General features: G+C 60.4%; 13 protein-coding genes and 1 pseudogene. 2 read left to right on the top strand and 12 right to left on the bottom strand.

What is annotated here, in order from left to right:
• The 5 genes and pseudogenes from AC6FTP_RS22465 to AC6FTP_RS22445 form a co-directional block, all read right to left on the bottom strand.
• Window positions 1-181: pseudogene (locus tag AC6FTP_RS22465) on the bottom strand (hypothetical protein); the annotation flags it as partial.
• 42 nt (window positions 182-223) lie between these two features.
• Entirely contained in the window at window positions 224-1,027 is an 804-nt protein-coding gene (gene folE2, locus AC6FTP_RS22460; RefSeq protein ID WP_497209149.1) for a GTP cyclohydrolase FolE2, read from the bottom strand.
• A gap of 83 nt (window positions 1,028-1,110) precedes the next feature.
• Entirely contained in the window at window positions 1,111-1,350 is a 240-nt protein-coding gene (gene rpsR, locus AC6FTP_RS22455) for a 30S ribosomal protein S18 (RefSeq protein WP_497203374.1), read from the bottom strand.
• 18 nt (window positions 1,351-1,368) lie between these two features.
• Entirely contained in the window at window positions 1,369-1,542 is a 174-nt protein-coding gene (rpmG, locus tag AC6FTP_RS22450) for a 50S ribosomal protein L33 (RefSeq protein ID WP_497203375.1), read from the bottom strand.
• A 26-nt stretch (window positions 1,543-1,568) separates the two neighbouring features.
• Window positions 1,569-2,630, bottom strand: a complete 1,062-nt coding sequence (locus AC6FTP_RS22445; protein WP_497209148.1) for a TraR/DksA family transcriptional regulator — start codon at window positions 2,628-2,630, stop codon at window positions 1,569-1,571.
• Between the two features lie 257 nt (window positions 2,631-2,887).
• Between AC6FTP_RS22445 and AC6FTP_RS22440 the strand changes: the two genes are divergently transcribed.
• Window positions 2,888-4,510, top strand: coding sequence for a peptide chain release factor 3 (locus tag AC6FTP_RS22440; protein WP_497209147.1), 1,623 nt, complete (start codon window positions 2,888-2,890; stop codon window positions 4,508-4,510).
• On the opposite strand, the gene AC6FTP_RS22435 is transcribed toward AC6FTP_RS22440, so the two are convergent.
• From AC6FTP_RS22435 to AC6FTP_RS22405, 7 genes are all read right to left on the bottom strand, one after another.
• Window positions 4,491-5,282 (bottom strand): class I SAM-dependent methyltransferase, encoded by a 792-nt coding sequence (locus AC6FTP_RS22435; protein ID WP_497209146.1) that lies wholly within the window; start codon window positions 5,280-5,282, stop codon window positions 4,491-4,493. The genes AC6FTP_RS22440 and AC6FTP_RS22435 overlap by 20 nt on opposite strands.
• A gap of 30 nt (window positions 5,283-5,312) precedes the next feature.
• The gene (locus AC6FTP_RS22430) at window positions 5,313-5,810 is read right to left on the bottom strand and encodes a hypothetical protein (protein WP_497209145.1); all 498 of its coding nucleotides are present in this window, start codon (window positions 5,808-5,810) and stop codon (window positions 5,313-5,315) included.
• Between the two features lie 65 nt (window positions 5,811-5,875).
• Window positions 5,876-6,787, bottom strand: a complete 912-nt coding sequence (locus AC6FTP_RS22425; RefSeq protein ID WP_497209144.1) for an N-acetylglucosamine-6-phosphate deacetylase — start codon at window positions 6,785-6,787, stop codon at window positions 5,876-5,878.
• A gap of 70 nt (window positions 6,788-6,857) precedes the next feature.
• Window positions 6,858-7,649, bottom strand: a complete 792-nt coding sequence (locus tag AC6FTP_RS22420) for a hypothetical protein (protein WP_497209143.1) — start codon at window positions 7,647-7,649, stop codon at window positions 6,858-6,860.
• Window positions 7,624-8,436 carry a ParA family protein gene (locus tag AC6FTP_RS22415; protein WP_497209142.1) on the bottom strand — a complete coding sequence of 271 codons (813 nt, stop codon included), beginning with the start codon at window positions 8,434-8,436 and terminating at the stop codon, window positions 7,624-7,626. The genes AC6FTP_RS22420 and AC6FTP_RS22415 overlap by 26 nt, the downstream gene beginning before the upstream one ends.
• 38 nt (window positions 8,437-8,474) lie before the next feature.
• Complete coding sequence (locus AC6FTP_RS22410) at window positions 8,475-9,887, bottom strand: sulfatase (RefSeq protein ID WP_497209141.1); 1,413 nt, start codon at window positions 9,885-9,887, stop codon at window positions 8,475-8,477.
• A gap of 72 nt (window positions 9,888-9,959) precedes the next feature.
• Complete coding sequence (locus AC6FTP_RS22405; protein WP_497209140.1) at window positions 9,960-10,826, bottom strand: helix-turn-helix transcriptional regulator; 867 nt, start codon at window positions 10,824-10,826, stop codon at window positions 9,960-9,962.
• 113 nt (window positions 10,827-10,939) lie between these two features.
• Between AC6FTP_RS22405 and AC6FTP_RS22400 the strand changes: the two genes are divergently transcribed.
• Complete coding sequence (locus tag AC6FTP_RS22400; protein WP_497209139.1) at window positions 10,940-12,535, top strand: fucose isomerase; 1,596 nt, start codon at window positions 10,940-10,942, stop codon at window positions 12,533-12,535.
• Window positions 12,536-12,695 lie beyond the last annotated feature (160 nt).

Raw genomic sequence — 12,695 nt, 5'->3', positions numbered from 1 at the left:
CTTCCGCTGCCATGCGGTCCAGGTTCGGCGTCTTGATTTTAGTCTGACCGTAGGCACCGAGATCCCCAGGACCAAGGTCATCCGCCAGAATGAGCACGAAGTTTGGCTGACGTGCCGCAGCAGGCGATATGCTGGACACAGCGAGTAAGACGCCGACAAGAAGAAACAGATGTCGATTCATGGGTGGATGGAACGCAGCCAGCCGCCCCGATCTTCGCCGATCTCAAACCTCCTGCTCACCACTACGCGTCACACGACGCTCGATGACAGCCCAGGCGTTGTGGTTGTGGATGGACTCGTAATTCACGGCCTCAACGCGGAACCATTTGATCAGTTTGTGGCCGCCTGCCTTCACCGCGACGTTGCGCACGAGATCTTCGACGAAGACAGGATTGTCGTAAGCACGCTCGGTGACGGCTTTTTCGTCGGGACGTTTCAGTACGCTGTAGAGCTCGCAACTGGCGCTCGATTCGACGAGCTCGATGAGGTCCTCGATCCAGATGGGTTGACGGAAGCGCACGGAGAGGGTCACCAGTCCGCGTTGATTGTGGGCACCTCGATCACTGATGGCTTTCGAGCAGGGGCAGAGTGTCGCCACGGGTACCTCGACGGTGACAACGTAGTCGATCTGTTCGCCCTCGGCATTGACTTCAAAAATGACGCCGTAGTCGAGCAATCCTTCGGACTTGGTCACGGGTGCCCGTTTGGTACGGAAGTAGGGGAAACGCATCTCCACATGCGCTTTCTCAGCGTGGAGTCGGGTCAAAAGCTCGCGTGGCATGGCGGCGATGCTGGCCACGGTGAGTTCGCGTCCATGGGAGTGCAGCACTTCGAGGAAGCGGCTCATGTGGGTGCCCTTGTATTGATGGGGCAGGTCCACGGCCATGTTCACCGTGGCGATGGTGTGCTGAGTGGCCTGATCGCGATCCCGGATGCGCAGGGGGAAGCGCACATCCTTCACACCGACGCGGTCGATGGCTAGGCGGCGCTCGTCGCGCTCGTTTTGCGTATCTTTGAGAGGAGGCATGGCGGAGACAAAAAATCCCGCTGCTGCGGCTGGCAACAGCGGGAAAAGTGACGAATCAAATCCCGTCAGGGAAAATCCGCTCCTCAGGGAAGCAGATTCACTGCGCGGGCACGCTTGACTTCGCGAGTCACCTTGCGGTGGAGCCAAGCAGGAAGGCCAGTCGTTCGACGGGGCTGAAGCTTGCCGGTTTCGGTGAGGAAACGCTGAAGGATTTCAGGGTGGCTGTAATTGAGCTTCTCCATCGGGATGTCAGCGCGGCGGCGCGGCATCCGGCGATTATTTTTGCGGAGAGAGATGAGACGTTCGGTGGTCTTCGGTTGCATGACTGGAGCGGTGGCAGATTAGCGGATCTCGCGATGGAGGGTGCGGCGCTTGAGGAAGTGATTGAATTTCACTTTCTCCAGACGTCCGGGAGTATTGGGGCTCTTTTTGTTGCGAGTGCTGACGTAGCGGGACGTGGGTTTACCCTCGGCCTTAGCCTCCGTGCATTCGAGAATGATGATTTCACGTGCCATAAATTTTTTGGGGGCGCGAGGCTAGGCTACTCTTTACTAAAGTCAAGGGGCTCATTTGCACCCTGATTCGACTTGGCCGTCGTGTTGCTTTCCGCCGCATCGTCATCATCGTCATCATCGTCGTCGGCGGACTCATCGAGGCCGAAGAGGGAGCGGACGGGACGGGTCCAGCGACCGCCGCGCTGTTCACGCTCGATCTTCTCCTGGCTGACGACGGTGAAACGGGTGAAAGGCAAGGCTTCCAGGCGCTCCTCGGAGATCGTGACTCCAGACATCTCACAGATGCCGTAGGTGCCGAGGTCGATGCGTTTCAGCGCTTCGTTGATCTCATAAATGGCGTCCTGTTCCTTGGCGAGGAGGCTGAGGGCGAAGTCGCGGTCATACGCGTCGCTGCCAGCGTCAGCCTGATGCATGCCAAAGGCGGACTCGGTGCCTTCGTTGTTGCGGAGACTGTCATTGGTGACGCCTTCAGCGGCGTTCATGTAAATGTCGCGCAGTTCCATGAGGCGCTGCTTTTGCTTCTTGAGGAAGGCGGCGGGAAGCACGGGCTTACGCGGTGCGGCATCCATCGTGATACCCTCATCCATGGGGCTGATGGTGCGCTTCACGTTGGTGATCTTCACCGTGGGGCCATTGTTGGACTTGGCCGGGGCTTTCGCCGCAGGGGCGGGCTTGGCGGCAGGTGTCTTTGCAGCAGGAGCAGGGACCGCCTTCGGAGCCGGGGCAGGCTGAGCTTTCTTAGCAGGCGCAGGATTGACGACGGCTTTCGGAGCCGGGGCTTTCACTGCTGCCTTCGGAGCCGGAGCTGCCTTCTTTGGAGCGGGCTTGGCAGGAGCTTTCTTCGCCGGAGCAGGCTTATTCGCAGGCGCGGCTTTCTTGGCCGGGGCTGCTTTTTTCACGGGAACTTTCTTCACAGGGGGGGATTTCTTGGGCGCGGGTTTTTTCACCGCCTTGTTCGCAGGAGGTTTGGCCTTGGCTTTCGGGGCAGGCTTGGCGGCCTTGACCGTTTTTTTTGCGGCCGGCTTGGCGGCAGCCTTTTTCGCGGGTTTGGCCGGGGCTTTAGGCGCAGGTTTCTTTTTCGCGGGCATGACTCTTGGGAGTGGCGGGTTGGCAGGGAACAGATTCCGCTACGGGGGCGGAAAAGGGCGCGGATAGTGGCGTGCTTCCCCAGAGATGGCAAACGGAAATCCCGAGCCTCGATTGTGCCGCTTGGTCGATCAGGCCAAACCATCCGTTGGGCAGGACTCAAACACTGTCGGATCGACCACACGACGAATCCATCCTTGAGAATCCGCCCCTCGCAGGCGAAGGAGCGCGCCCCCGTCTCCCGTCCCTTCCCTGCCCCATGTCCGCCGCCTCTGAAGTCGCCCGCCGCCGCACCTTTGCCATCATCTCCCACCCGGATGCGGGGAAGACCACGCTCACGGAAAAGCTCCTGCTCTATGGCGGCGCCGTGCAGCTCGCAGGCAGCGTGACGGCCCGCAAGAACCAGCGCGCCACGACCTCTGACTGGATGGAGTTGGAAAAGCAGCGCGGGATCTCCGTGTCGTCCACCGTGCTTCAGTTTGAGTACAAAGACTGCGTCGTGAACCTGCTCGACACGCCGGGTCACAAAGACTTCTCCGAAGACACCTACCGCGTGCTCACGGCTGTGGATGCCGCAGTGATGGTGATTGACGCCGGTAAAGGCATCGAAGCACAGACGCTGAAACTCTTTGAAGTCTGCCGTCGTCGTGGCGTGCCGATCTTCACCTTCATGAACAAGCTGGACCGACCCGCGCGTCCGCCGATGGAGCTGCTCGATGAGCTGGAGCGTGTGCTCGGCATCGCCGCCTTCCCCATCAACTGGCCGCTCGGCGATGGCGTGGATTTTAAAGGCGTCTTCGACCGTGAGTCCAATCAGGTGCATCTCTTCGAACGCACCGTGGGCGGCATGTTTCGCGCGCCGGTGAAGGTCAAGGGCATCGCAGACGACAGCGTGCGCAACGCCCTGCCGCCGCTGGTTTATGAGCGCGTATGCGAGGAACTGGAACTGCTGGAGGGGGGTGGCGCTGAGTTCTCTTTGGAAAAGATTCGTCACGGTCAGCTCACGCCGGTCTTCTACGGCAGTGCGATGAATAACTTCGGCGTGCAGATGATGCTCGATCGTTTCCTCGAACTCGCCCCGCCGCCTGCGCCGCGCATGAGCGGTGATGAAATCATCTCCCCCGACACGCCCGGCTTCAGCGGTTTCGTCTTCAAGATTCAGGCCAACATGAACCCGCGTCACCGCGACCATGTGGCCTTCATCCGCGTCGTCTCCGGCTGCTTCCAGCGCGACATGGTTGCCACAAATACGCGCACCGGTGCCAAGCTGCGCCTCGGCAATTCCCAGCGCCTCTTCGCCCAGGAGCGAGAGACCGTGAACGAAGCCTGGGCAGGCGACGTCGTCGGCCTTGTGGGCAACTACGGTTTCCTCATCGGCGACACTCTCTCCGAAGATCCAAAGATCAAATTCGACGAGATGCCGCGCTTCGCCCCCGAGTGCTTCGCGTATCTGCACAATGAAAACACCGCCAAGTTCAAACGCTTCCGAGACGGCCTCGACCAGCTCCTGAAAGAAGGTCTGGCGCAGCCTTTCGAGCTGCCTGACTCCTTCGTCCGCATCCCACTCGTTGGCGTTGTCGGGTCACTCCAGCTCGATGTTTTGAAGTATCGCCTCGAAACCGAATACGCCGCTGAAGTCCGGCTCGAGTTTGCGCCCTGGACCATCGTCCGCTGGCTGCGTGAAAAGAACCCCGAAGACGCACCCAAGCCAGTCCGCGGTCAGACCACCAAACCGAAGCCCAACCTCGCCGCCAGCTACGATACCACGCTCGCTCTCGACTCCCTCGGCAACTGGGTCGCCCTCTTCAGTGACAAAGTCAGCGCCGGCTATTTCGAGACCAAAAACGGCGACAAGTTCGACATCAGTCCGTTTCCTTTTTGAGCACCAGCACGATGTCCGCGTAGCTGTCATCCAGCTTCCGGGGATCGCTGATGTCATAGGTGAAGTCGTAGCACTGCACGAGTTTCAGCGAAGGCACCTTGCGCAGCAGCGCGCGCATCTGGGCCGCATTATAGGTGCGGAACTGCCACTTCGTTTCCTGCGTATGAGTGCGGCCTGCATGGGTGATTTGCAGACGTGTCCGCAGATCTTCGAGACGTGTCTTGCGGTTCGCGGGCCAGGTGTGCGTGTTGCACAGCACGCGGATGCCATCCCGTTCGGCCAACCAACGCTCGTGTTCCTGGGCGGTGCGCGCGTATTCCGTCAGATGCACACCGAGCACGAAGAGTCCGCCAGGCTTCAGACAATCTGCGACACGCTGAATGCAGGCGGCGGCATCACGTTCGGTTTGCAGATACTTGAAGCTGCTGACGAGACAATGGGCGAGGTCAAAGGTCTGCGCTTTCGGCAACTCGAAGCTCTGCATCCAGTCCTCCCAGAGCCGGGCCTTCAGCTCCGCGCGCTTCAGCCGCTCGCGGGCGAAGTCGAGCATCCGGGCATTGCCATCAAAGCCGCTCACCTTCCATCCACAGCGCGCCATTTCCAAAACCAGACGCCCACTGCCGCAGGCTGGCTCCAGCATCTGGCGTGATCTGCCGCCCGGCCCATGCTTCGCATACACGGCTTCGAGAAATGAACCTTCCTTCGGCGTGTCGGCATCGAAGATGATGTCGTAATAGAGCGGCGTGTCGTACCAGTCGCGTTGTTCGGTCATGAGTCAGAAGGGCGAATGACACCGCTTCTGTCAAGGCCGCCGCACGGGCAGCACGCGGCCTGTGTAGGGATCCATCACCGCTGTCGTGCCCGGTGCGGTATAACCGCCCTGATACACGTTGTTGTATGTCGGCGCGGGACCGTACTGGCCGGGAATGACGGGGATCTGCTGATTGCCGATGTGGACCTCCTCCGTCACGCCACCGCTGCTGCGATAGATGCCCGTATCTGTGCGGCGGCCGAAGAAGTCGCGCTCTGTGCTTTGATAAAAGACTTCGGCATCAGGCACGCGCTCACGCTGCTGACGCTCCAGACGATCCCGATACGCAGACGAAGTCTCTCCCGGCTTGATCGGCGGATTCGCCGCGCTGGTGCCACCCATCGAATAGGGGTTCGTGTTCTCACGACTGGCATACGCGGAGTGGCTGCTGCGGTTCGAAGGAGTGCGGTATCTCGTCGTGCCGCTCGGAGCAGCCACACAGGCACTGAGCATGAAGACGACAGGCAGGAGAAGGGCGCTCGATTTCATACCCAGAGTTTATCAGCCCCCTGCCCTGCGGTGGAAGATTTGTTTTCGAGAAAACATCACCCAGCTCAGGCCAGCCCGATCGCCTTGCGCGGATTCGTGTCGAGCAGCAGTTGCAGTTCCGCTTTGCTCAAACCGAGGTGCTGCTGACCGTTCGAGAGAATGCGCGGGATCGTCACGGTGCTGCCGACAAAGTGGGAGCCGTCCGGGCTGCGTGCCACGAGATCCTCGCCGATCACGATGTCCCAGCCAGCGAGCGTGAACTTGCCCGGGCCGAGTCGCGAGGCAGAGATCGCATCAGTGACGAAGATGGTCTTCTCCAGACCAGCCACGCGCAGGTAATTCACCAGCGCAAAGAAGTCGATATGCACGCCGTCGGGGATGAAGCAGAGCCAGAGTTTGTCCCGCAGGGAAAGCGCACGCTGAATGATGTTATCGTGACGATGCATCATCATCGGGCAGCCATTGCCCACATGGGTGAACATGCTCAAGCCATGCTCTGTGGATGCGCGCAGCACGTCGAGACTCGGATTGCAGTGCCCTGCGGAGACAGTCACGCCGTTGTTTGCGAGGAACTCGGTGGTCTGGAAATGCTCATCATTCTCCGGCGCGAGCGTGACGATCTTCGCCAGCCCGCCAGCGGCATCGAGCAGACGCTTCGCATTCTCGACGGTCGCTGGTTTCACATGCTGTGGCGGATGCGCGCCGACGTAGCCTTTCTCGGAGTTGGTGAACGGCCCCTCGATGTGAATCCCGGCGATCATGCTGCGCGCGAGGGCATCCTTTTCACGCAACTCGACCAGTGTACTCATGCGCTCGGACATGGCCTCAATGCTGTCCGTGATGAAGGTGGCGAGGATGCTGTCGCAGCCGTCTTCAAGCAGGCACTTGCACGCATGGTGCAGCGCCTCGGCGGTGAGCCCTTCGCGGTTGAAGTCAGTACCTGCGTAGCCGTTTACTTGAAGATCGAGTGGTTTCATGTCTGCAGGTTTAAACGTACGAGACACGAGTTTCAAAGGCCCGGATGGGCCGACTGCCGGTGCTTTTGTGTCACGCAGCGGCTTCCATCGCTGAGATCAGCGCGGCGCGCAGCTCGGGCACATGCTCATCCGACAGTGGCTGCGGACTCATGATGGCGATGTGCATCAGCCCGAGCCGTGTGGGACAGGGCAGCGCCGTGAGGTGTTCGCCATTCGCCATCTGCCGGCGCAGCAACGGCGCGCGATCAAAGGCAAACACCGCGCTCATGCGCGAGGTCGCCACCCAGGCCAGGACCGTCGTCTGCACCAGCCCTTGATGGATGGACTGCCCCCAAAGCAAATCGCCCTGGTCACCGATGATGAAAAGCTCGTTCCAGCCAAGCTGCGGCTGCGCCCAGGCGGCGAAACTTTCGAGCCGTTCAGCCACCGTGTTGCCGATCGGTTTAAAAGGCACCCAGGATGGGTTCGTGGACACCACTTCTGTTTCAAGTTCTGCCGCTTCGACTGCTGCCTCCTCGGGCTCGTCTTCGACTTCCATTTCTTCAGGCTCTGGCGCTGCGGCCACACCAGGCAGCAATCCCGCCCCCACCGCACGCTCGCGGATGGCCTGAAGACGAGAGCGGAAGTCCTGCAAATCAGGATGAGCCGTTTCCACCGGAGCAGGCAAGACCGGTTCAGTGGCCGCAGCCACCTGCACGCGAAACATCGCCAGGGCCGTATCAGTCTCTGGCGTATCCAAAAGACTCTGCGCCGCATAGGCAGGCTCTTCTTCGACCATCGGCGGCACCGCAGGCTTCACACGCAGATGCCCCAAAAGGGCACCGACTTCATCCGCATCAATCCAGGAGACTTGCATGGGCATGGCTGGATTCACGTTCCTGGAGGAGTCCGGTGCGTTGCTCGATCTCGGCGGCGAGCTGGTCAAAGAGCAGCGCCTCGGGCGGAGGGTTCTTTTTCAAAAGTGCCACGGGCACACCCATGGCGCTGGCTTCGAGGAAGGAGTTCAGACGCGGCACATTCTGCTCAAACATCATGTCCGCCGGCAGCAGCGCGCGCAGTTCAGTCACCACCTTCTGGCTGATCTGGCTCTCACCGGCCACCATCGTCAACAGGATGCCCGCCACTTTGACACCCGCTCCCTCGCTGCGGAAGCGGGACAGCGTCTCCAGCATGTGCGGCACACTGCGCACCGCCAGCGGCTCCGCCTGCTGAGGCAGGATGACGTAATCACAGGCCTTCACCACGGACTCCGTCATCGCATTCAGCCCCGCCGCCGTGTCCATGATCAGGCAATCGACTCCGCGAAGTTCTGCCGCACGCAGCAGATCCGCCAGCCGTGTAGGCACATCCTGCGGAGCCCAGCCACGCCGCGCCGCCGCATCATACTGACCCGCAGGCAGGATTTGCAGTTCAGGGAGCCGCGTCGCGATCACAAGCCGGTTCAGCTCGCGCTCATTGCCGCAGAGATAGTCGTAGAAGCCGAGCTTCGAGCGGGTGGAGCGTGCGAGCGAGAGTCCGACTCCGCCCTGCGGGTCCGTATCGACGAGCAACGTCGTCCACCCGCGCTTGGCGAGGGAGTAGGCTAAATTGATGCAGAGTGTGGTTTTCCCCACACCTCCTTTTTGGCTGGCCGTAGCAATGGCGATCACAAGGGCATGACATAAGCCGTGTTTACGGCGTGGCAAGTTCAGCGCGGGAACTTCTCCAAAAGCAGCCTCTCCGCCGTGGTCAGTCGCTCTTTCTGCGCCGGGTCATCGGCATGGTTCTTCAGCTCAGCGGGGTCCGTTTCCGTCAAATACAGCTCACGGGCCGCGATGGCCTGCGTCTGCCAGTCGCGCCATTCCGTGTAGCGCACGTCAGCCGTGCGGATGCTGTAGCCCATGGCTTTGGGACGCTTGTCCGGCTCGCGATCATAATAAGCGGGCCGTGGATGCTGGGTGAACGCCCCGAGCTTCAGACGCCGCTTCGGGTTTTTCAATATAGGCACAAGGCTCTTGCCATCCAAGCCCGCTGGCGCTGGCAATCCGCAAAGCTCTGCGAGCGTGGGGAAGAGGTCCACCAGCTCGGCGAGCGCCTTCGTTTTCGCACCGCGGTTCTCTTCGCGAAGATCACTGATCAGCAGCGGTACATGCGCATCGAACTCGAATTCGGAGGTCTTCCCCCACAGTCCGTGCTCGCCAATTTGATACCCATGATCGGCAAAGAAAACGATGATCGTGTTCTTCGCCGCACCACTTTGCTCCAGCGCCTCCAGCACCTTGCCGATCTGCGCATCCATGTAGCTGATGTTCGCAAAGTAACCGTGCCGCATCTGCGCCGCCTGCTCAGGCGAAACCGGCGTCTGCTTTGCCACCGGCCCCAGCACCTCGGTGCTCTGATGAAAAGCGATCTCCGGCGCACCTTCGGGCCGTGCGCTATTTAGCGGCGGCAGCTTCGCCCGATCATAGAGATCCCAATACTTTTTCGGCGCATTGAAGGGCGCGTGCGGCTTCCAGAAACCCACGGCCAAGAAGAAAGGCTCGCCCTTCACCTCCGCCATGACCTTCACCGCCTCAGCCGCCACACGGCCATCATAGTAGGCCTCGTCCGGCACATCGTAACAGCTCGTGATCCCCTGCTCCGGGTAGCCACGGCCCACATTCAGCGTCGCCAGATTTGGTGGCAGCTCACCCGTGATCTGCGGAGTGTCCGCTCCATGATTCGCGTAGTGCAGGAACTCATCCGCACTCCACGAGCGGCGATCTCCCTTCACCGCCGTGTGCCAGTTGTGGAAGATCTTTCCCACGCATCGAGTCGTGTAACCCTGCTCTTTGAAGTGCAGCGGCAGCGTCGTCACATCCGGGTTCAGTTCACGAAAATGCGTGCCGTTGTTCCAGAGCTTCAGCGTATCCGGCCTCCGCCCCGTGAGCAGTGAAGAGCGCGAAGGATTGCACACCGCCTGCTGACAATATGCCCGCTCGAACTGCACACTCCGCTTCGCCAGCCGATCCAGATTTGGCGTCAACGCCGTGGAGCCGTAGCAGCCCATCTCCGGCCGGAAATCATCCGCCATGATGAACAGCACATTCGGTTTGGCCGCCAGCAAGGGCGCGGCAGACAAGAGCAGCAGGGAGAGCACGATTCGCATAAGCTCGTCCCATGACGAAGCTCCCGCCCCGCATGTTTCAGGCATTCACTCCCGCATCTGCACCGGCGACTTCCCGCTCCACGCCTTGAAGGCCCGTGAAAAGTGCGCCGATGATTTGTAGCCCAACTCCGCCGCCACCGCCTTCACCTGCGCCTCCGGCAGACGCAGCTTGATCATCGCTTGTGACATCTTGAGCCGAGTCAGGCAGGCGAGCGGCGTCTCTGTGTCGTAGCGTTTGAAAAGCCGCGTCATGTAGGCTGCTGAGACATGGCAGTGCTTCGCAGCCTGCTCGATGCTGCTGAGCACCGGATAGTTCCGCAAAAGATGCCCGCGACAGCGCAGATACGTCACATACGCCGGGTCAAACTTCGTCGCCGCGTGCTGACGCGAATCGGCACACAGCGCCAGTGCATGTTCCAGCGCCGCGCCAGCCACCCGCAGCGCCACACGTCCACCTCGCAGCGCGTGGTCGATCACCTCCTCCAGCAGCGCGGTGACACGTCCCGCATCCAGCACACGGATCAGACTCCCCGCACGCAGATCCAGCTCCTCCAGCAGCGCCGCCGCGCGTGGCCCCGTGAGGTTGAAAAAGTACTTCACCATCGGCTCCTCACTGTCCGACTGGATCACATGCGGCGTCGCCGGATCAAAGAAGAACGCATGACCTGCGGATAACTCATGCTTCTTGCCCGCCAGCGTCACCTGACCTTTGCCCCGCGCCACGAACTCAAAGGCGATGAAGGGAAACTTCGTGCGGCTGATGACAAAGTCCGGTGCACACCACTCACACCCACCCGCCACCAGCGCCACACCACTGCTCTCCCCACGCTTCCCTTTCGGCTCCTCCACAAAAAAGCGCCGCGTGCGCAGCACCTGTTTGGAGAAGTAATCGGCCGTGTCGGAGATTTTCATGGCGGGCAGTCTCGTCAAAAGGTCAAGAATCGTCAAGCAGGTGCCAAAGATGGAGTTGGAGCATATTTTGAGATTGGCGGGCGGCTTCCGTTACTCTAGACGAACCTTCAACCATGAAAACCATCCACCTCGTCGTCAGCGGCGATCTCCGCGTCGCTGCCAATCAAACCTGCTGGGCTGCCCAGAAAGCCATGGAAGATGGCCTCGGCTCCGCTTTGAAGGCAGAAGGCTTCACCGTGAAGCGTGCGCATCCTTTTGATCGCGTGAAGAAGCATGGCTTCATCGACTCGCAAAAGATGGGCATCGAGGTCTTTCGCGGCATTGATCCCGATGCGCCGCTCATTGTCGCCGAGGCCGTGTGGCAGTATTCGCATCATGTCCTCGCCGGACTCACCACGCATCGTGGCCCCATTTTGACTGTGGCGAACTGGAGCGGCCAGTGGCCCGGCCTCGTCGGCCTGCTGAACCTGAATGCATCGCTCACCAAAGCTGGCGTGAACTACTCCACGCTCTGGAGCGAGGACTTCACGGACTCCTTCTTCAAGAACGGTCTGCGCGAGTGGCTGAAGACTGGCACGGTCAAACATGATCAAAGCCACGTTCGGCCGCTTTCCATGCTGAAACTACCTGAGGACGACGACGCGACCGGACGCGACTTCGCACGTCGTTTTCGTCATCAAAAGGCCATCCTCGGCGTCTTCGATGAAGGCTGCATGGGCATGTTCAACGCCATCGTGCCGGATCATCTGCTGCATCCCACCGGCTGCTTCAAAGAGCGCCTCAGCCAGTCCACGCTCTACGCCGCCATGCGTGAAGTCAGCGATGCCGATGCCGCCGCCGTGCTCGTCTGGCTTCGCAAAAAAGGCCTGCAAATGAACCTCGGCACCGATGAGGCGACCGAACTCACCGAGGCTCAAATCTTGCTCCAGTGCAAAATGTACATCGCCGCCGTGCGCCTCGCGGATGAGTTCGGCTGTGCCGCCATCGGCATCCAATATCAACAGGGCCTCAAAGACCTCACGCCCGCCAGCGACCTCGTCGAAGGCATGCTCAACAACACCGACCGACCGCCCGTGCGCAGCGCCGATGGCTCACGCGTGCTCTTTGAAGGCGAGGCCCTGCCGCACTTCAACGAAGTCGATGAATGCGCCGGCCTCGATGGACTCGTGACCTATCGCCTCTGGCGCGAACTCGGCTTCGCTCCTGAAAACACGCTTCACGACCTTCGTTGGGGCGCTTCCTACAAGGCGGATTATGTCTGGGTCCTGCTCATCAGCGGTGCAGCACCTCCTGCACATTTCATCGGCGGATGGAAAGGGGCATCGAGTGAGCGCCAGCCTGCGATGTACTTCCGTCTCGGCGGCGGCACCATGAAGGGCATCAGCAAACCCGGCCACATCGTCTGGAGCCGCGTCTTCGTCATGGATGGCCGCCTGCAATGCGACATCGGAGTCGCCGAAGTCGTGAAATTGCCCGAGGAGGAAACGAATCGTCGCTGGGCCGAAACCACCTCGCAGTGGCCCATCATGCACACCGTGATCAAAGGTGTCAGTCGTGATCAAATGATGGCCCGCCACAAATCCAACCACATCCAGGTCGTCTACTGCCCCAACGAAAAACAAGCACACCGCGCCGCCCGCATCAAAGCAGCCGCCTTCGCTGAACTCGGCCTGGAAACGCATCTCTGTGGTGATGTGAAGCGCAGCTAAACCTCAACCTTTAACCGCTAATGTAACGCTGATCAGACGCTAATATCAGAGTTCTTAATTAGCGTTTCATTAGGCCGTGTTTGAAAACCTGTCGATTGGCAAAGTTGAAGGGGTGGTGTAAATAAGGCGACCGATGAAAACACAACGCTTCGCATGGTGG

The sequence above is a fragment of the Prosthecobacter sp. genome, assembly GCF_044378005.1.
Lineage (GTDB): Bacteria > Verrucomicrobiota > Verrucomicrobiia > Verrucomicrobiales > Verrucomicrobiaceae > Prosthecobacter.
Note: the sequence above shows the minus strand (reverse complement) of the source record. Positions and strands in the feature narration are given on the sequence as shown.

Coding starts and splice junctions, on each gene's coding strand:
- folE2 (WP_497209149.1), bottom strand. CDS start 1,027: ATGCCTCCTCTCAAAGATACGCAAAACGAGCGCGACGAGCGCCGCCTA.
- rpsR (WP_497203374.1), bottom strand. CDS start 1,350: ATGCAACCGAAGACCACCGAACGTCTCATCTCTCTCCGCAAAAATAAT.
- rpmG (WP_497203375.1), bottom strand. CDS start 1,542: ATGGCACGTGAAATCATCATTCTCGAATGCACGGAGGCTAAGGCCGAG.
- AC6FTP_RS22445 (WP_497209148.1), bottom strand. CDS start 2,630: ATGCCCGCGAAAAAGAAACCTGCGCCTAAAGCCCCGGCCAAACCCGCG.
- AC6FTP_RS22440 (WP_497209147.1), top strand. CDS start 2,888: ATGTCCGCCGCCTCTGAAGTCGCCCGCCGCCGCACCTTTGCCATCATC.
- AC6FTP_RS22435 (WP_497209146.1), bottom strand. CDS start 5,282: ATGACCGAACAACGCGACTGGTACGACACGCCGCTCTATTACGACATC.
- AC6FTP_RS22430 (WP_497209145.1), bottom strand. CDS start 5,810: ATGAAATCGAGCGCCCTTCTCCTGCCTGTCGTCTTCATGCTCAGTGCC.
- AC6FTP_RS22425 (WP_497209144.1), bottom strand. CDS start 6,787: ATGAAACCACTCGATCTTCAAGTAAACGGCTACGCAGGTACTGACTTC.
- AC6FTP_RS22420 (WP_497209143.1), bottom strand. CDS start 7,649: ATGCCCATGCAAGTCTCCTGGATTGATGCGGATGAAGTCGGTGCCCTT.
- AC6FTP_RS22405 (WP_497209140.1), bottom strand. CDS start 10,826: ATGAAAATCTCCGACACGGCCGATTACTTCTCCAAACAGGTGCTGCGC.
- AC6FTP_RS22400 (WP_497209139.1), top strand. CDS start 10,940: ATGAAAACCATCCACCTCGTCGTCAGCGGCGATCTCCGCGTCGCTGCC.